General features: G+C 48.1%; 15 protein-coding genes. 8 read left to right on the forward strand and 7 right to left on the reverse strand.

Going from position 1 to position 19,808, the window contains the following annotated elements; genetic code table 11:
- Positions 1 to 23: 23 nt before the first annotated feature.
- On the forward strand, positions 24 to 2,576 hold the full coding sequence (locus BUB81_RS05450; protein WP_073319492.1) for a PHP domain-containing protein: 2,553 nt from the start codon (positions 24 to 26) through the stop codon (positions 2,574 to 2,576).
- A gap of 5 nt (positions 2,577 to 2,581) precedes the next feature.
- Here BUB81_RS05450 and BUB81_RS05455 read toward each other — a convergent pair whose 3' ends face one another.
- The 6 genes from BUB81_RS05455 to BUB81_RS05480 form a co-directional block, all read right to left on the reverse strand.
- Complete coding sequence (locus tag BUB81_RS05455; protein WP_073319495.1) at positions 2,582 to 3,412, reverse strand: protein transport protein sec23; 831 nt, start codon at positions 3,410 to 3,412, stop codon at positions 2,582 to 2,584.
- A gap of 95 nt (positions 3,413 to 3,507) precedes the next feature.
- Positions 3,508 to 4,977: an oligosaccharide flippase family protein gene (locus BUB81_RS05460; protein WP_073319498.1), complete on the reverse strand. Its 1,470-nt coding sequence runs from the start codon at positions 4,975 to 4,977 to the stop codon at positions 3,508 to 3,510.
- A gap of 74 nt (positions 4,978 to 5,051) precedes the next feature.
- Entirely contained in the window at positions 5,052 to 5,921 is an 870-nt protein-coding gene (locus BUB81_RS05465) for a glycosyltransferase family A protein (protein ID WP_084526251.1), read from the reverse strand.
- Positions 5,918 to 7,267 carry an O-antigen ligase family protein gene (locus BUB81_RS05470; RefSeq protein ID WP_073319500.1) on the reverse strand — a complete coding sequence of 450 codons (1,350 nt, stop codon included), beginning with the start codon at positions 7,265 to 7,267 and terminating at the stop codon, positions 5,918 to 5,920. Before BUB81_RS05470 ends, BUB81_RS05465 begins: the two co-directional genes overlap by 4 nt.
- 142 nt (positions 7,268 to 7,409) lie before the next feature.
- Complete coding sequence (locus BUB81_RS05475; protein ID WP_073319503.1) at positions 7,410 to 8,348, reverse strand: hypothetical protein; 939 nt, start codon at positions 8,346 to 8,348, stop codon at positions 7,410 to 7,412.
- A 2-nt stretch (positions 8,349 to 8,350) separates the two neighbouring features.
- Complete coding sequence (locus BUB81_RS05480) at positions 8,351 to 9,199, reverse strand: hypothetical protein (RefSeq protein ID WP_073319506.1); 849 nt, start codon at positions 9,197 to 9,199, stop codon at positions 8,351 to 8,353.
- Between the two features lie 226 nt (positions 9,200 to 9,425).
- Here BUB81_RS05480 and BUB81_RS05485 point away from each other — a divergent pair, with 226 nt between their 5' ends.
- On the forward strand, positions 9,426 to 11,294 hold the full coding sequence (locus BUB81_RS05485; RefSeq protein ID WP_073319509.1) for an acyltransferase family protein: 1,869 nt from the start codon (positions 9,426 to 9,428) through the stop codon (positions 11,292 to 11,294).
- A 19-nt stretch (positions 11,295 to 11,313) separates the two neighbouring features.
- Here the strand turns inward: BUB81_RS05485 and BUB81_RS05490 are convergent, their stop codons facing one another.
- Positions 11,314 to 12,234 carry a glycosyltransferase family 2 protein gene (locus BUB81_RS05490; RefSeq protein WP_073319513.1) on the reverse strand — a complete coding sequence of 307 codons (921 nt, stop codon included), beginning with the start codon at positions 12,232 to 12,234 and terminating at the stop codon, positions 11,314 to 11,316.
- A gap of 217 nt (positions 12,235 to 12,451) precedes the next feature.
- Between BUB81_RS05490 and BUB81_RS05495 the strand changes: the two genes are divergently transcribed.
- The 6 genes from BUB81_RS05495 to BUB81_RS05520 all read left to right on the forward strand — a co-directional run bounded on the left by BUB81_RS05495 (position 12,452) and on the right by BUB81_RS05520 (position 19,790).
- On the forward strand, positions 12,452 to 14,344 hold the full coding sequence (locus BUB81_RS05495) for an acyltransferase family protein (protein WP_073319516.1): 1,893 nt from the start codon (positions 12,452 to 12,454) through the stop codon (positions 14,342 to 14,344).
- 123 nt (positions 14,345 to 14,467) lie between these two features.
- Positions 14,468 to 15,577 (forward strand): glycosyltransferase, encoded by a 1,110-nt coding sequence (locus tag BUB81_RS05500; RefSeq protein ID WP_084526255.1) that lies wholly within the window; start codon positions 14,468 to 14,470, stop codon positions 15,575 to 15,577.
- Complete coding sequence (locus BUB81_RS05505) at positions 15,574 to 16,650, forward strand: glycosyltransferase (RefSeq protein WP_073319519.1); 1,077 nt, start codon at positions 15,574 to 15,576, stop codon at positions 16,648 to 16,650. Before BUB81_RS05500 ends, BUB81_RS05505 begins: the two co-directional genes overlap by 4 nt.
- A 5-nt stretch (positions 16,651 to 16,655) precedes the next feature.
- Positions 16,656 to 17,840 carry a glycosyltransferase gene (locus BUB81_RS05510; protein WP_073319522.1) on the forward strand — a complete coding sequence of 395 codons (1,185 nt, stop codon included), beginning with the start codon at positions 16,656 to 16,658 and terminating at the stop codon, positions 17,838 to 17,840.
- Between the two features lie 69 nt (positions 17,841 to 17,909).
- Positions 17,910 to 18,827 (forward strand): glycosyltransferase family 2 protein, encoded by a 918-nt coding sequence (locus BUB81_RS05515; protein WP_073319525.1) that lies wholly within the window; start codon positions 17,910 to 17,912, stop codon positions 18,825 to 18,827.
- Between the two features lie 9 nt (positions 18,828 to 18,836).
- Positions 18,837 to 19,790, forward strand: a complete 954-nt coding sequence (locus tag BUB81_RS05520) for a hypothetical protein (RefSeq protein ID WP_073319528.1) — start codon at positions 18,837 to 18,839, stop codon at positions 19,788 to 19,790.
- The last annotated feature ends 18 nt before the right edge of the window (positions 19,791 to 19,808 follow it).

The raw sequence follows: 19,808 nt of genomic DNA on the forward strand, positions 1-19,808 counted from the left end.
TGAGCAGTAAGTGAGACAGAACAATGACAACAGAGGCCACTCCTCACCCTCAGAAAAAGCGTTTTTGGCACAAGCGCCGTGTTGTTAAATACACGATTATCTCTGCGCTGCTGATCCTCATTTTTTCAATCTCACCGCTGGTACTGCCAACAAGTGATTTAACCCCTTCACAGGCTGCACAAGCGCGGGCTGGCGCAGCCAGAATCATCAAGCCACTTATGTCGGCCAAAGAACAGGCCACGATTGCAGTGACTAACGAGCAGCTCACGGCAATCTCCGACACAGTGAGCTATACCGTACCCGCCGTGCAGCTGAGACTCAACAGCAGTGCCATGGGTATATTGATGGCCACCAGCATTACCACTATCCCTGGCGCAGTGTATTTAAATGCACAATGTATGCTGGTCCCAAATCTTGAAGGCAAACTGGAATTCAATCAATGCCGACTGGGCAGCCTGCCGTTGCCGGGTATCATGGTTGAATACCTGTTTAAAGGTATCGCCCGCGTATTTTTCGGCGAAGAAGCCCTGTTAACCTTTAACAACATCCTCGCAAATGCCCAATTAGGTAACGATAAACTGGTTATCAATTTCCACAAGCCGGGCAACCTGAAGGCCTCTGTTGAAGACAGAATCACCGATACCTTTAAAGTAATACAAGAGCTGCGACAACTCGATAGCGCCGACACAGAAACTATCACGCTCTATCTCGACTATATCCAATCGCATGCCACCCGGTCAGATAATACCGCTGAATTAGTCGGCAAAACGTTCTTGTTCGCGCAGTCGCGTTCTATAACCGAAGACCCGGTAGACGAGAATATTGCTGCATTGTGGGCACTGACGATGACACTCGGTGCACCAGAATTTGCACGTATAGTGGCCATGCCGGTTGACTATAGCCTGATGCTGCCAGAGAAGTTTGTACTCAGAAATCGCATGGACTTGCGATTACACTTCTTCTTTTCCGTGGCATTGCGACTGGCAAGTGAAAAGCAGCTTAGCGTGAATATTGGTAAGTTAAAGGAAGTCATGGATACGGCACAAGGGGGCTCTGGGTACAGCTTTCGTGACTTAACTGCCGATAAATCCGGTGTAGAGCTGGCCGACTTTGCCATTTCATCTGAAGACAATGCGCGCCGGGTACAGGCTATACTGGCTGGCAGCAAGGATGAAAACCTGTTTATTCCACTGTTACACGACCTGCCTGAAGGGTTCAGTGAAACTGCGTTTCAGCGCACATTTGGCAGTGAGAGCGATGAGCGCTACCTGGCGATGGAAAATACTATTGACGGACGCATAGCAGCATTGCCGCTGTACAGTGATGAAACAAGTACCGCCTACCGCCGCGCGCCGGCAGTCAATGCCGATGTAGCACTCAATCAAAGTGACATTACCGTTAGTCAGCAGTGGTATCAGGTCGACACGCATATTCATACCCGTTATTCCGACGGCGTGTACAGTGTCGTTCAAATTGCTGAACAGGCCAGTGCCTTCGGCTGTGATGCGATTGCCATTACCGACCACGGCGATCAAAATCTCAAACAAGTGTTGTCGGACACCTTCTGGCAAGATGTTGGGAAAGCAGCCAATGCCAATCCAAATTTATCGATCATGGCGGGCCTCGAATGGAATATCCCGCCATTTGCAGGCCGTGAGCACGTCACTGTACTGCTGCCTCAGAATGACCAAACGCCCGCAATGCTGTCGGCATTCAGGGATCAATTCGACCATTATGGCAAATCAACGCCCGTTGATATTGATGCTTCTGCGGCCATGCAATGGTTGAATCAACAGTACGCCGGGCAGTCAGATTCACCGGTAATTATTTACAACCATCCCAGCCGAAAGGACGCCTCAGAAGGCGAAAATCAGCACGATATGGAAAACTGGTTGCAACAGAGCCCCTATGTTATTGGCTTTTCTGGTTCACCAGGGCATCAGAAAAAGCGCGGTGATGACAACGGCTCCTACAGCTTTAAATTCAAAACCCGACATGGCTGGGACCCTGCCATTGCGGTTGTGGGTAAAGACTGGGATGCCCTGCTGATGAGCGGACGTCAGATTTATGCCGCCAGGGCTCCGTCTGACTTCCATAACGACAATATGGATTATTGGCCTTGTGAATTCTCAACGACGCATGTACGGGCGACGAGCAAATCACCTCGTCATATAATGGCAGGGTTCAAGCGAGGCCACTTCTGGGCACAACATGGCAAATTTGTTGACGCTTTATCTGCTACGCTGGAAGATAGCAACGGTAAAGTGCTGGCCAATGCCGGCGACACCCTGTCGACCAGCCAAACAGGCCTGCAGGCTCGCCTGACCGTAAATTTAGCTGCAAAAGACTGGCAAGGCTTCGCCACGTCATTGGATGAAGTCACTGCGGTCATCATCACCGACCAGGGTGTTGATACACGGACCTTCTACCCGGAAACAGGTAAGAACCCTTATGTTTTCACCGTCCCTTTACCGCCACGCGGCTCACATGTGGCGGTAAGATGGTTTGGCAGAAGTATTCAACCTGAACAGCATCACTACCAGTTCTTCACTAATGCAGTGATGGTGCAGCGCTAACAACATTATTTTGGTTGGGTGCGGCGTCGCATCCACAAGAGTGGAATTAGCACCATGAGTACAGGAAATAACCACTTCGCCACATAGGCGAACTTTTCGAAATAGTATTTTTTCGTTATGAAATGGGATGTCCCATTCCACACCTGATAGCCGACATTTTTAAGTTCATTGGCAATCATCAACTCACCATCATTAACACGCCCTAATTGAGCCTGATAAGCCAGCGCCAGTGCTTCAGGCTGTTGCTGATAATAAGCTACGCCATGCTCTAGCACGACACCGAAATCAGCGTCGAGTAGCAGGGTTTTGTCAGGTAATTGTGCTTCAACCATAACGTGTCCGGGCACAGTAATAATGGTATTCGGTATCCCTTGTTCATCAAGCAGCCCTGATAAAGTCATGGAGGCGTCTCCACAAATACCTATCCCTCGCGCCAGGCTGCGATAAGGATCGCTAAAATGGTAGCGCTCGTACTCGGGAATGGAGGTCACAACGCCCATCAGATACAAGATGAAATTTTCCCACACGGGCACGCGCTGATGGAACGTATCCGGGTCGTACATCAGCCACTCGACATGGGCAATACCGTTGGCCAATGCCAGTGTCAAACGGCGTGCATAGGCTTCGTCTGACTCTTCCGTACGGCGCACAATAGCCTGATTTAATTCGATGGGGCTCAATGTCAGGTCTTGCTCACCAAAACGCAGTACCTCTGGCGTTAATCCTTCAGGCCGTATATCGCGATTCAGACCATACAAATTTATTGCCATCAACACACAGCCGACTATCACAGAAGCGACCAGAAAGCTGTTTACAACCAGGGCTACCCGTTTCATTGGTTTTGCTTTATTCCTCTGCTAATAACGCGTCCACTGACTATTATTCACAAAACGCTGCCGAATAACAGCATCCGGATTCAGGCGCAGGTCTATCATGATGAAAACCGAGCCGTGCATTTTCTCACAACTGGCTGGATGAGCTTCAACGTGTAGCGGTAACAATGTACCTGCTTTAACACCAAAATAACCGCAAGCTGCAACAAGCCAAATAAACCAACCGTAATGGAACAATGCAACACTAACTGCCAGAAGGAGGTCACTTCCGGCACTACCTGAAACGCCACCCAACCACTACAGTAAATAAACAGTATAGCCGGAAGTACAGGCGCCAATAGCGGAACAAAGGCTTGCTTACCCACAAAAGCCCCTATCACCACAATAAAGAATAAACAGACTGAAATGAGATCTAATCCAATTTTATACTCGGCTAACTCGTACACACTGGCAAAGTCAATTGAGACAAACATGATGCACTGCACCAGTGTGGAGTATATAGAATAACCCAGCAGCAGTTTCGTGCGGTCACGCAACATCACTATCTGACTGAGTATGTTGTTCAGGGTCGCAACAATGATAAAAAAAGCAAAGATCCCCAACAGCTCGGCATACTGTACCCATTTGTCGCCCAAAATCAGGTCGACGACAAAGAAAGCGTGCACGTACATCAGATATATAACCGGCGCAGTAATAACAGACATATAAAACAGCACTACCTGCAGTTGCTGCTGGAAATAAGACTGATTGTTTTTAAACTGCGAAAATTGCGTTAGTAGTGGGCCGCCCAGGGGGGTGATGAACGTAGACGTTGGCAAATCGGCATAATAGCGCATTGAGGTATATGCCCCTATCGTCGCTTTCTCGAACGAAACACTCACAAACATTGCATCGATTTGACTGCGAAAAAAATTGATAATCGACTGTGGTAACACCCATTTAGAAAACTCCCACTGGGGTCGAAAGTTTTTCAGGGTAAACCGGGGGCGCATTGGTGCGATCACATAACTGGCAAAAAACTCACTGATGGTTGCTAACAGCTGCCCAATTACCAGTGCCCAGTAAGTTTCAAAAATGACGGCAATGCCAATGGTAATCCCCGTGGTGATGATCCGCGAAGTAATTTGCCATTTGGTAATTGCCCCTAACTCCTGGTTTTTCATTTTAAAGGCCATGCCCGGGCTGTTAAATAAGCCAATGGCCAGGTGCAGACTCAGCACCAGAATAATGGGCATTAGCCGGGAATCATCGTAAAACAACGAGATCGGGTAGCTGGACAAGGCCAACAGCAGAGCCAGGCCTCCTTTTAACACGAGATTCAACGACCAGTTGGTCATTACGTGATCTTCCGTTAACGTTTCCCTGCTAAGTAAATAACTCACACCACCGGTGTTGGAAATCACCACTATAAAATTCAGAAAGATCAATGCAATGGCAACCAGACCATAGTCTTCTGGCTTTAGTATACGCGCCAGAATCACCAGACTGACGATACCAATCAGCCGACGGGAAAGTTGCGTCAACACAGACAACATTATAGCAATGATGCCCGAGCGTGCTGTAAGCATGAAGGGTCCTTTTATACTCGTTAACCGGCAATCCCGGCAAATGGGTTATCTCTAAATAGCAATAAGCGGAGTGATTAAGACGCCTTCGACAGAATCTTAGTCAACCGTTTGCGAACAAGGGATTTTTTAATGAACCCCAAGTGCGAGGTCAGGCTGTCAAAATCAGCGTCAATTTTACGATTAATATCCATCATATCAGCCGGCCACTGCTCACAGGGTAAGGCGTCCAAAAACACTTCCTGAATTTTACCCAGCTCATATCGCGCAATACGGTTTATATACAGCTTGATATCACTGCGCTTAAATACCGACAACTTTTCAAAGTCATATCCCACACCCTCGATCCAAGTGGTGCGGTCAGGCAAATTGAAATCGGTAAACTTCAGGTCCGTATTCGCGGCCTTGGTCAGAAAAGAGTCAATCCAGTTAAGACCTACGGGAAGACGAAATGGGGTTTCCCTTATCCGCTCTACAAAAGCGTGCTTCATGCCGTATAAGTTACCAAAGAAGCAAGCGCGCTCAATGACCAGGCTTCGGTAGAAATCGATATTCCTGCCAGTCAGGGGCATCCCTGCGATGACAACCGTACTGTCGCCAGTATTTACCAGCTTCTCAGCCATTTGTTCAAAACAATGTGAAGAGAATTGTACATCGGCGTCGGTAAAAAAGTGCACATCAACGTCATCAGCCAGTTCATGTAAATAAGTATTCCATGCGTTGCACTTATCACCCAGCTCAATCTCAACCACATTAAGTCGGCTAAAGCCGAGTTTTTCCTTAACCCTGTTGGCAATGGCTACCGTATCATCCGAGCAGCCATTTGCGATCAGATAAAAGCAGTTAAGTTGCGCATTAACGTTGTTAAAAATACTGGTGATTGATGCTTCGATATTGTCTTGCTCGTTATATGCAAACATAACAATATTGTAGTTTATGCTTGTCACGCGACTGCTTTCCCCGCTCTGTGAACCTGACCGGGCATGCGTTTCGGCGGCACCGGTTGCTCTTTTATAATATCTTCACCTGTTGAACGTTTTGCCAGGTAATAGTTTGCCGTGATCAACAATAATAAGAAGTAAAACGGCTCGAATATAATCAGGTCCAAAAACAATGCACCGGTGAAATAGCCAACTAATCCAGCCATACAGGACATATTGATGTAATCAAACGTCGAGTTTGTCACCACCCTTTTGCGGACAAATTTAAACTGTTTCCATGACACCCAGAAAAACGATAAATAAATTAACCCTGCGAAGATGCCGGTGTTGGCAGCAAAGTTCAAAAACGTATTGTGGGCAACGTGCGGCGACTTGCCTGGAAACAACAAACGCGATGCATACTGGAACCGTTGTGGGCCAGCGCCAAGCAATGGATATTCCTGAACAATATCAATACCTACTGACCAGGATACCAAACGCGGGTTCAACGGCTTGTCACCTGATTCGGTTTGCGCTTGTTCAACCGTATTCGAGGTTCGCTGAGTCAGCATTCCCCCCTGATATACCAGCATTGCTACAAACCCAACCCCCATCAGAATATTCAGGCTTTTTGATTTCACCTGCATCGCAAAAAACAGGGTAACCGCAGCTGCGCTGAGCAAGGCCCCTCGTGATGCAAACAAAATCAGGGCGTGCCATATAAACGGGATGGTCAGGAGCAAGCCGTACTTTAACCACTTATTTGGGAAATAACGCGCGCCAAACATGACAAAGCCAAGGCCACTGGTCAACACTATGGATGTGACATTTCCGTCGGTATAAGGACTGAGTGCAGGCCCCATCAGACGCCCCTGATTAAACTGCGCCCAGTTGGCACTGAGATAGTGATCATTCGCCCAATAGGCGTAATACACGGTAACGAAAATGTACATAAAACCAAAAAACTTAATGGTTGTTTCCTGGTTTATCAGTGGCAACACAAAAAAATACATAATGGCAATAGTCGTAAAGTTACTGACTACCAGGTCGCCGCTCACGAGTGAAAAGTAACTCTCAAACGGGGTTAATGCATTTGACAGATGAAAAATGATGGCAAGGCCCAACACGCCTTTGAATTGCCCGGATTTATAGACTTCCCAACGAATATTGCCCTGGAATGCATGCCATATCCAGGCGAGGATCGTGATAACGGCAGAAAATTTAAACACCGAGAAATCTTCGAAAGCCCAGAACCAGATATACTGCGGTTGCATAACGGACACAATGGAATAGACCAACGCGGCAATCCAGGGAGCCTTAAACAGCATGACGAAGCTGGCAATCAGCGATAAATAGAGGGCTAACTTAACCATTCAGTGTCACCACATTGATTCCTGTTTTATTCTGCACGCTTGCCATCCCTTTCTCTGTTTCACTACCTGTGTGCTATGCGTTATATTTTGCACAATCTCACGCGCTCTGACCAGTAGTGTGCTACATACAGCGCCAGTTTGTTTACTGCGACTGTCCACCTGAATCAAATTTCGCCTTCATCCTGGCATTGCCGGCCCTGAAACGCGCAGCTATTTGCTCGTCGTAGTACTCGGGGTAGCGCCCTTTTACCGGTAACCGTTTAATTAGCCACCGCCAGCCGCGCACCCAAAAACTGTTGTAACTCAGGTTAATAAATTTATTGCTGCAACACTGGTTTAACCGCCTGATTAAGCGGATATTGTTATAGTCCGAGGAGCGATTTGACGCTTTGCCCCTAATCGAGAACTCATCCGGCGAGAACGATAAAGCCAGGCTACTGACGAAATGGTGAATAAGCCCCTCGCCCTTTAATGCACCGGGTTTACGTCCAATCTCAGCGATATGAATGTTGTCGTCACCAAAATACGCAGCCCAGGTATCCAACTGGTGTGCATAATCAAATTCAGATTCGGTCTGCACTGTGTTAACAAAATCCGGATAGGATTGTTTACCCATCGCCGGACCATGAATTAACTGAGCATATACACTTTTGGCCATAGCAACCTGGTCACGAAAATAAAACAGCACGGACACGGATGAAAAATGCGGAGTTAATGTTGCTGCTAATCGCGCTATTGCACGTTCGTTTAAACACTGGGAGTACAGGGATTCCGACGAAATAACCATACTGTGGAATCGACCGTCTTTCTTGGCGTCTTCCAGTTTTTGCAGCAACGTGACTTCAAACTGGTCAATAAACTGTTTCAGCGCATTGTCATGAAACGCCTGAAGCGTATTAATAAAGTAATCGGCATTGTCCGGATAACCGGCCCAGGCAGCCAGCTGCCAGTGGTCCCTGAAGGTCAAATCGTCGTCGACATAATAACCACGTTCGGTCAATGCAGCCTGATTGTCCTCTAAGAATGCCTGAATGGAGGTAGAGCCGGCTTTATGACTACCTATGTGCAAATACAACTTCACTGTTACTGCCCCAGCACAAGTCGCGACATAACGCGATCTGCCCCAAAATGTGCCACCACATTATCAATACAAACGTCATTCTGACCGCTTTGTACGTTGTCCTGCGCTAGTCCGGAATCATGTGTGGAGCGCCAGTTAACAATATTGAAAGGCTGGCTTGCCAGTCTGGCATCAAACCCGTTTAATTTGGCGCAAAAGAAGAACCATACATCATCGGCGGTGGGTGCCAACGCCATGAAAAGTGATGCTTCTGTCACTTCAGGAAGAAAGCACTCAGGCGGGTAGAGTACGCCGCCTATACCGGTCGGAAAAATAACACCTTGTCGTTGCTGAGTATTCATTTCCCATGACGAATAGGGACCAATACGCCCGTCAATAATAGCGGGCTGGTGCGCCCGGTAAGCAATTATACCCGGCTTCTTTTGATAGTCCGCTACCAGCCCGGCCAACCACTCCCGGGTGTAATTCACATCGTCATCCGCGGTTACCATCACATGTTGCGGATAAGCATTTAGCGCTGGTATCAACTTTTTATATGAACGCGTATCAGAGCAGGTGCGGATATGAAAAAATGTGACGCGTTCTTGAAGTGATATAATCTCTTCAGGCAGCAGCGCCATGTCGTTTTCGGCTAGCCATAACACCAAAGCATCAGGCCGCACAGACTGATTAATCAATGTTTTCAGGGTGAGCAGCAGGGTGTCAAATCTGGGCGGATACGAGGTGAGATTCACCGTTAAGGGTTGCGACAGACTGTGTTTCTCAGATGCAGGGCGCAAGGGCTGAAATCGAACTTTTTTTTCTGCAAGCCAAGACTCTAACTGCCAGTATTTTTGTTTGATTGCCTGCATACAAACTGTTCTGCTGTGTGGAAATGTCGATACACCTGAATAAGATAAATCATAGGTTACAGTAAAAAGGTCACACTGCAACAGTAAATTAACGCGTGGAGCGCACCGCAACGGAGAGAAACACGAGCTACCCTTCCAAAACCAGATTAATTTGCCTAGTATGCTGCATAAACAAATCCGTTATCCGTCGGTTACACCACACGCCAGCCTAAAAGAGTAGTGAGACATGCAGTCTATGGGATTCAGAAGCGACATTAACTTCTTACGCGCCATTGCGGTTGTGCTGGTCGTCGTATTTCACTTTTCGAATGTCGCGTTACCTGGCGGATTTGTCGGTGTTGACATCTTTTTCGCGATTTCCGGCTACCTGATGACCGGTATTATAGTCAGTCAGATTCAAAAACAGCGCTTCTCACTGCTGAGTTTTTATCTGGCTCGTGCTAAGCGCATAATTCCTGCGCTTTCTGTTATGGTACTCAGCGTCTTAGTTTACGCGTGGTTCTATTTATTTGACGTTGAATTCATCAAACTGTTGAAACACGCCTTTTCGTCGCTGTTGTTCTATTCCAATGTGGTGTACTGGCAGGAAGCGGGCTACTTCTCAGCCAGCGCCCATCAAAACTGGCTTCTGCATACCTGGTCACTGTCTGTGGAATGGCAGTTCTATATGGTCTATCCCATCATTTTGTTACTGCTAACCAAGGTCATAGGCCTTCGCTGGACAAAACTACTCATTATCCTTGGTGCAATTGCCAGTTTTGCTGCCTCAGTCTATGCCAGCAATATCTGGCCTGACCCGGCGTATTTTTCACTGCCTACCCGAGCCTGGCAAATGATGGTAGGTGGCATTGCCTTTTTGTATCCCGTCACGTTTAACACTTCATCGCAGAGAGCCGTGTCTTTGTTGGGGCTGGCCATTATGCTGATATCTGCCGCGTGGGTATCGCCAGAGATGAACTGGCCAGCCTGGCCGAGTGCCCTGCCAATCCTTGGCGCCTATTTGTTTTTAATTGCCGATGCCAGTAAATCACTACCTGTTTACAATACTGCGGTATTCAAATACACCGGGCGCTGGTCCTATTCTATTTATCTGTGGCACTGGCCGGTCGTGGTCTGGATGAATAACCAAAGTTTCGCTGTCGATGTGCCAATTATTCTCGGCGGTATTGCACTGTCGGTTGTGTTAGGCGCGTTGTCGTTTTGGGCTATCGAGTCACGCCGCGTACCGGTTTTACACGTTGTTATATTTGCAGCTGCATCAACCTTTGCGGCGACAGCAAACAGTTTCGGGCTGGGTGAAACCTCACTGCGCACCCTCTCCCACTCTCCAAGCAATACTGCGCTTTACCACTACGAAGCCATCCGGCAAAAAATGGCAGATGAAAACAATACCCTCACTTGCCGGTTAAGCAGCAATAAAGATCGTCACGGTAACTTTGCCTACCCGGCTCCTTGTATCGACTGGGAGCAACAGCATGGTCTGCTGTTTTGGGGCGACTCTCATGCAGAGTCATTTTCGCGGGGCGTATTACCGGGTTTACCACAACAACAGTCAGTCAGCCGTATCTTTTCTTCCGGCTGTCGTCCCTCTTTTGACATGAAAGTCGGTGATTCTTCAGTATTTCGACGCGCCTGTGATCAGGCTAATGAAACGGCCAGAACATTTGTCAGTAAGCAGCGCCCTGACACCGTAATCATCGGTATGAAAGATCAACACGAAATGATGGACTGGGATAACATTATTGCCTTCCTCAAAGCCAACGGCACCGAGCAAATTATTGTGATAGGCCCGACACCACAATATTACCCCACCGTGCCGCTGAATTACGTAAAACAAGGTGAAGGCGAGACCTTAACATCGTACAAACTGGACTACGCGATTCCCGCAACGGATGCAAAACTGGCCTCCATTCTGGCTGATTATGATGTGAGATATATTTCTTTGTTCAGTCATTTATGCGACAAGAGCGAAGATGCATATCGTTGCAGGGTGAAACTGAACGGTGAGTTGTACAGCTTCGACTATGGCCATTTAACACCGGAATCGGCGCGCATCTTGGCAAATGAGTTACTCTTCGACCCAGGCTATTTATAGGCGCGCTCGAGGCCAGTCATCAAGGTTGCTTTTTAATGACGTAGTGGTCGACAGCCCAGTAGACCTGTTTTGCGTCGGACAGCTCTCCCCATTTCAGTCCCTGCATCAGCACTTTCCAGGCGAAGCCCCATTGTTTATGGGCCAGGCACTGGCCAAATGCGGTAGGCCACAGCAGTCTGATTCTGGAGGTGAGCGCACGCTTTACAGCTTCATCTTTGCGCAAACTCAGCTTGACCGCTTCACTGGCCACCAACACCGCAAACGAAACCTGGCGATAACCAAAGCGTTTACCAATACCGTCGTCCCGTCGGTCAATGCAAATAGTAATACGGTCCACATAGACGTAAGGACCCTGCAGCGCAACGCGAAGGCAAAAATCAAAGTCGTTGGACGCAAGTACGTGTTGTCGTCCCTGCATTGCTTTTTTAGCGGCGGCTTTCGTTGCCATCAGGTTCATTGAGATAGTGAAACACCCATTTTGCAGTAAGGCTGTTAGCGGGTCAGCCAGCACTCCGTCGGGATCGGTATCCGGCAAAGCCTGTTCCTGATGCCAACTGCCATCCATCTCACCGACTTTTGCATAGGCCATTACGCATTCGGGATGGGCCACCAGCGCTTCATATAAGCACTGCAAATAATGGGGTTCAGCGACATCATCGGAGTCTAAAAACGCAATATAGTCTCCGCGAGAAACCGTCACCCCATGGATGCGAGCTGCGCTGGCTCCCTGGTTTTCCTGGTTTACCAGACGCAATTTCGGGTCCGTGATATCACGCACAACCTCAGCAGTGTGGTCTGTCGAGCCGTCATTCACAACTACCACCTCGAAGGGCACGTCGCATTGCTGGGCCAACAAACTTTGAATGGCACGTTCAATGACATCTTCCCGGTTATATGCCGGAATGACGACGCTGATTACTGGCTGGATACTGGTGCTCACTTGCGTTCCTTTGATGCTGGCACAGGCTTCTTGGGCCCTACAATACGTGAAGGCTTTTTGTGAAACAAGCGCCGCGACAAATCCACTTTTTGTCACCAAAGGCGCTTTTAGCCGCGTCAAACACTTGTTATCCGTCAATTACTTCATGTAATGTTGGCGTTATAAAACACATGAACACACTACTACCCGCCCGACGTAACTAAGGCATTATTGAGCGATGAAGTACAGAAAGGATATTGACGGTTTACGAGCGGTAGCGGTGCTTCCGGTACTCATTTTTCACGCCAAGTTGGGCTTTTTCCATGGCGGTTTTCTTGGCGTTGACGTGTTTTTCGTGATCAGTGGCTTTCTGATCACGTCCATTCTGGTAGAAGAAATATCGCAAAAGACGTTCTCGTTCGCGAATTTTTACGAGCGTCGGGTTCGCCGCTTGTTACCTGCACTGATTTTTATGACCGCCGCCACATCCGTGCTTGCCTATCAGTTAATGATCACCGTTGACCTCAAAGGTTATGGCAACAGTCTGGTTGCCATGTCATTATTTTCGAGCAATATTTTCTTCTGGCTGGACAGCGGCTACTTTGACCGGGTTGCCGACTTAAAGCCTATGTTACACACCTGGAGCCTGGCTGTTGAAGAGCAGTATTACTTTTTCTTTCCGTTAGTGTTACTGATAGTGCTGCGCTGGGTTCCCAAACTGCTGACCCTCACTGTACTCACCATTCTGGTTATTAGTCTGGGCTTAGCGAGTTGGGCTGCAGTGAATGCACCTGATGCCAATTTTTACCTGCTGCCCACCCGGGCCTGGGAGCTCATGTTCGGCAGCCTGGCTAGCATACTCATATTCAATAATGTGCAAATTCTCGAACGGTTATCGACGGCTAACGCATTCAAAAACGGCGCCTTGATTGTGTTGTTTATTTGTTTGATCTGGTTTGATGAAAGCATTCCACATCCGTCCATGCTGACGCTGATACCCGTACTGGCGACTCTCGTGCTGATAGTGATCCCGGCTCCGGACAGTCTGGCACATAAACTTCTGACCCTACGCCCGATGGTCTTTACCGGGCTCATTAGCTACAGCCTGTACCTGTGGCACCAACCATTATTGGTCTTTAATCGTTATATGTCAGCCAAATCCGATGCCAGCGTGCGCATTGCGATTTTACTCGCCGCTTTTGCATTGGCCTTTGTATCCTGGCGCTATATCGAAAAGCCGTTTCGACATCGAAATGTCACCACGCGAAAACAGGTTTACAGTTTTTGCGCAGTAAGCTTTGCAGCCATTATTGGCTTTGGATTGTATGCCGGACAAGATGGCCTTCCCTCGCGGTATACCCAGGAACAGCAAGCGCTGCTGTCATATCTTCAATACAACGCACCTGCGGGCCAGCCACAGGACAATGCGCATTGTTTCCTGGGCGAGAATGAAACCCATAAAGCGCTGTCAGAGTCCTGTTTTGACTCGGGTTCAGTGTTGTTATGGGGAGATTCACATGCCAACGCGCTGGCAAAAGGGCTGCGCTATAAGCTCGGAGAAAAGTTAAATGAAACCACCAGCAGTGCCTGCCTGCCACTTATTGATACGCATTTTCCCCATCGAAAACACTGCCAGACAACAAACGACTTTGTGATTGAGCATATCCAGCAAGCAAATTACAACACTATCGTGCTACATGGAAACTGGATTAGTCACCCGGACAAAATTGACGCGCTCAGTGAAACACTTGCTGCGCTACAGACTGTGAACGCCAGAATTATTGTTGTTGGAGGCGTACCTCACTACCTCCCAGATTTGCCGAGTTTTTTGCTGACTAAACGACTCTTGCTGGACGCTGACTCTGCACCGGTAAAGGTTGAACCAACCCTTTTTGCCGAAATCGAAGCGATCGACACCAAACTGATGGCCGCGTCCAAACAGTTCGATAACGTAACCTTTGTTTCAGCGCTGGCATCATTTTGTGCGTCTCAAGAGCAATGCCAAGTCATCCTGCCTTCGGCAACAGAAGAGCGGCAATGGGTACCGGCAGCCTGGGACTACGGACATGTTACACTGGAAGGTGCGCTGCTGTTATCGGATCAAATCCCTGTAAACACAAATCAAAATTAAGCATTATAAAACAAACGGTTATATTAAATCATGGCAATAGTTTTGGGGTGTGATTTTGACTGGCAATCGGTTCAGTTACCACGTATTATTTAGGTATTCTACTCGCAATAAGCTGATTCCATTGTGAAAAATACTATTGCCTTTGTGCACAGCGTCGCCGAAATAGGCGGGGCAGAAAGGATGTCAGAAGCACTTATAGACGGACTGGCTGAACATGCAGAATTGGCGCCATTGTTGGTGGTGCCTGAGGCCGGACCCTTTTCGGTTCATGTTGCTAAAAAGGGGTGTCCTGTTTTAGTAACGGACCTGCCTCAACCCGAATTTAGCTCACCGCTTGGTACTATCCGGCACGCCTTTAAGTTAGCAAAGCAGTTTAAACAGGCAAACATATCCCTGTTACAGTGCGCAGACCTGGTATGTACTCGTGCCGTATTGCCGGCAGCTAAAATTGCAGGCATTCCCGTGTTGTGCCATATGCACTTCCCGGTAGAAGCGGGCTACGTTAACTGGGTATTCAAGCGTATGCCTAAACCCGCAGGCTTTGTGTACTGTAGTGAAGAGTTAATGCATGCTACTCAAACGCCCCTTGCCAACGCCTGCCCCCAGGCCAGTCATGATGTCATTCACAATGGTGTGGATATTGAACGCTTTTCTCCCAACCTGAGTAGCAATGCCGTGCCCCATGTAGGCATAGTGGCAAACCTGCAGGAACGCAAAGGTCATATCGACTTCCTGGACATGGCGAAATTGCTGTCTGACCAGCAATTCAACGTACATTACGACATCATTGGCGGAGATATTCTGCAAGCTCCCCGGCAGTCTTTACTTGAAGACTATGCGTCATCGTTGGGTATTCGCGACAAAGTGACTTTTCATGGTCAGGTAGACAATGTTCTTGCGTTGTTGGGAAAACTCGATGTTTTAGTGTGTGCCTCTCACCAGGAAGCATTCCCGGTATCGATTTTAGAAGCAATGGCCATGCAAAAGGCGATTGTATCGACTAATGTTAATGGTATACCCGAAGCGATTGTAGATGAACAGTGTGGCATCCTCGTTCCTCCACACAATCCCCAAGCACTCAGCGACGGCGTTAAACGATTGCTGGACAACGAGTCGTTAAGGCAGGCTCTGGCCGATGCTGCAAGGCAACGGGTTGTATCCGAGTTTAGTTTACAAGCTTATCTGGACAAGTTTACCCGCGTATATTGTCGTACGCTGACAGGACAAAAGTGAGAAAAGAACACGTTGTAATGGTACCGGATTTTCGGGAAGGCAATCCGTACCAATCACTGCTAGCTAACCATTTGTCGGATCAGGACGTGCAAGTCTCATTCGATAAACTACCGCTAGGCTACTTTCCCTTCTCTGAGTTGAGTAAGCAGCATCCGGACGCAACAATTATACACCTGCATTGGCTCTCGCCCATTTTGTTTGTATTGAGTTGGACTTCATCGCCATACAAAGCAAAACTACGCGGCTTGTTGTTGGCGTTGGATTGTTTGTGGTTACGACTACGCGGGAAAAAAATCGTCTGGACCGTACACAATAAATTTTCCCACGAAAACTTCGACCCAACCGTTGAGCTGTTTGTTCGCCGCTTGCTGGTAAAGTCTGTATCCAATATCATTGTACACAGTCAATCGGCGGCTGACAGGCTGGCCGAAGCGTATGGAATGCCAGCTCTAAAAGACAAGGCCAAGGTCATTTTTCACGGAAACTACGAAGGTATTTACCCTCGTCCCGCCTCAGATCGGCACACTTTGCTTAAAACTAAAAACATTCCGCCAGAGCATACGGTCATACTGAGCTTTGGCATGCTGCGCCCCTACAAAGGCATCGACAAGCTTGCTGCACTGTTTGCATCTGGCAAGGTGCCTGACCATATTCATTTGTTAATTATGGGCAAAGCGGACAATGAAGACTATGCCGCGTCATTACAAACGGTGTGTGACAAGGCTGATAACGTTCATCTGACCCTGGGGTTTCTGACTGACGAGGCACTGGCAGACTGGCTGGGTGCAGCAGATATGGTTGCAGTGCCCTTTTCGGATACCCTGACGTCAGGGTCAGTCCTACTGGCCATGACAGAAGGTAAAGCGCTGTTATTACCAGAGCTATCAAAAGTGTTTGATTGCGTGCCGGATGAAGGCGCACTGTTTTATAGAGACGAAGATGACATGGTGAAACAACTGGCAGGCTTATCGGCCAGTGATGTTGCTAAAATGGGCGAAGCCAATAAAGCTGTTGCTCACAAGATGAATTGGCCGGATGTGGCCCGTTTAACGGCTGAACTCTACCAACGGTAACAAAGATGAAATGTATTATTGCCAGCCCGGTCGCTTGTTATCCCTCTGCTGCGGGGAATGCCGAGCGAGTCAGACAGTTGCATGCCTGTCTGGAAAACTTGGGTTACGAGGTACATTTTGTGTTGTGCCCCATTCAGGCGATGTCAACTCAACTGAATGAGCCAGCCATGAAACAGATATTTGGCGATCGATTCCATCACTTGGACAATCATCCCCGTCCGCTGCAAAACGCGCTCATTAATTTTAAACGCCGTTACTACCATCGCATTCACAAGACGGGTTGGCTGTTTGATTTTATGTTGTCTGATGGCTATGTCTCCCGGCAAAGCTGCCAAACATTTAACCAACTGGTTAACGATATTGAACCGGACTTAATTCTGCTTGTTTACGGGTTTATGTCACCACTGCTCAAGCACCTGAACAACCGCTGTAAAGTGCTGGTCGACGCGCAGGACAAGTTCAGTTACCGCAATCGCGGTATCCGGCAAGCGGGAAGCGAAGGGTATTGGCTGAGCTTATTACCTTGGCAGGAGCGTTATTTACTGTCTCAGTCAGATATCGTGCTCGCCATTCAGGAACAGGAAGGCCAATATTTCAAAAGGCTGTTAGCAACAACACCGGCCGAGGTAGTTACACTGGATATTCTGGTTGCGCCCGATCAGCCTGAAGCCACCCCGAGTAAAAACCCGGTCATAGGTTTCCTGGCATCGGGCAACCAGCACAATACTGAAGGTTTACAGCGTTTTATTGCACAGGTTTGGCCATCGCTCCTGGCACAATGCCCTCACGCCGTCCTTAAGGTGGCCGGTTCCGTAACGAAGAACATCACCACAGATGCTGACAACGTTGAATTAGTGGGCTGGGTTGACGATCTGAAAACGTTCTACCAACAATGCCGCCTGATTATCAATCCCTGCGAGACAGGTAGCGGATTAAAAATTAAAACTATTGAAGCCGTCGGCTTCGGTATCCCGGTCGTATCAACGCCTTGTGGAGCAGCAGGTGTAGAGTTTCTGTTACCTGAGGAAAACGTGCAGGATTTAATCAGTCCCGCATTCACCCACCGGTGTCTAACGCTGTTACGCGATGAAGATGAAGCGCATCAACAAGCCAATTTGTGTTTTCAACGGTTACATCAACGGGTCAAACACAACCGAGCATTGTTAGCCTCATTGCTGCAAGACAGCTAGCGCCTGTTTATTCTTAAACCAAATTGTGTATTATGGCATTTGCAGTTAGCGCAAGGGACCCTAAACGTAATGCCGTTTGTTTCAGTCATTGTACCCAATTACAACCACGCCCGTTTTTTAACTGAACGCATCGACAGTATCCTTCAGCAGGATTATCAGGATTACGAACTGATTCTTCTGGACGATAAGAGTACCGACAACAGCGCAGAGGTACTGGCCTCTTACGCACCCCATCCCAAAGTCAGCCATTTAATTGTAAATGACGTCAACTCCGGTAGCCCTTTTGTTCAATGGCAAAAAGGACTTGAGCTAGCCCAGGGCGAATATATCTGGCTGGCTGAAAGTGATGATGTGGCAGCCCCCGACTTTTTATCCAAATTGACTCACTTTGCCGACAATGAAGCCGACGTGGCAATCGCATTTGCCCGCTCTTATCGCATTGACGAGCACGGAAATAATCAGGGCTTCAATGCCTGGGGCGAAGTCATTCAACCCGCTCGCTGGACTGCCCCATTTGTTAATGCTGGCAACAGCGAGATTGCCCGGTTCCTGATCCATAGAAACACTATTCCTAATGCGTCTGCCGTATTGTTTAAACGGTCGTTGGGTTTAAAGTATATAAGCGACATTATGAACTACCGCTATTGTGGAGACTGGCTGTTTTGGATATTGCTGGCCTCTCATGGCAATGTGGCTTACAGCCCGGAGACATTTAACTACTTCAGACGGTATGACACCGCAACCAGTTTAAAACGCGACAGTGCGCGCCTGGCAGCGAGATTTGCCGAATACAATGCCGTCGTTGAAGCTGCTCTTGCCCGGCAAATGCCCGGGGCGAACGCGCCACTTCAGCACGACTGGATGATTGAGGAATGGATGGCCAATAAACAACACCTCACCTGGCTGGAATACCTCACACCGAATTTACGCCCGGCTCAGCGCCTACGCTTTTACAAAGCACTCATCAAACAAATAATAAAGCGTTAAGGAACCGCGATGAATCAAACGTTTTGTACTATTAGTTCGTACAGCTTTATGCCTTATGTACTGTCACTGCACGACTCGCTGAAACAGTTTAACCCCGACATTCATTTACATGTCATGATCTCCGATCCGGTTAGCGACGAAGACTTAAAGCGATACCATAAAGACAATTTATTCGTGACGAGTTACCAGGTGCTGTGTGAGGATGGCATGGGAAAAGCGATTTGCGATAAATACGCGCAACAAGACCAGAACTTATTTCGCTGGGCAATGAAATCGGTGTTAACACGCTACTTATTAAATACGTACGACAAGGTAATTTGCGCCGACTGCGATCTGAACTTCTTCAGTGATTACCAGTTCCTGTTTGATAAACTCGATACCGCCAGTGTGTTACTCACTCCACACATGCGGTGTTCCGATCCGACCATAGATCCTCATGACTTTCAGCTAAACTTTGTAGATGGCATGTACAATGCGGGATTCGTCGCAGCGTCTAAAGCCGGTATCCCAGCGATGGAATACTGGGCAAAGTGCTGTTTATTCAAGTGTGAAGTCAATGGCGCAGAAGGATATTTCGCAGACCAGCGGTATCTGGATATCCTGCCAACCCGCTTTGAAGGCGTCGAATCACTTCGTCATCGGGGCTGTAATGTGGGTAACTGGAATCAAGTGGACTGCAAGCGTGAGCTGGTAGACGGTGAAGTCAAAATTAACGGTGAATTCGACGTCGTATTTATCCATTTTACGAAGAGTATGTTTCGTGGCATCTACACTGGCTCAGATGCGCTTCTGAAACCCTTTGCCGATAAATATGCGGACCGGGTAAAAAAATTTGGTGGACCTGACCTATGGGCAGATCTCACCACGCAGTTTGAAGAAGAGCAACGTCAGGCCGAGAAGAAAGCAGGCGCTGAATACCGCAAGAACAAGCTTAAACGCATGCTTGGCCTGAGCAGAGGCTAAGCGCTCATTAAGGTTGCT

It is taken from the genome of Marisediminitalea aggregata, from assembly GCF_900129565.1.
Taxonomy (GTDB): Bacteria; Pseudomonadota; Gammaproteobacteria; order Enterobacterales; family Alteromonadaceae; genus Alteromonas; species Alteromonas aggregata.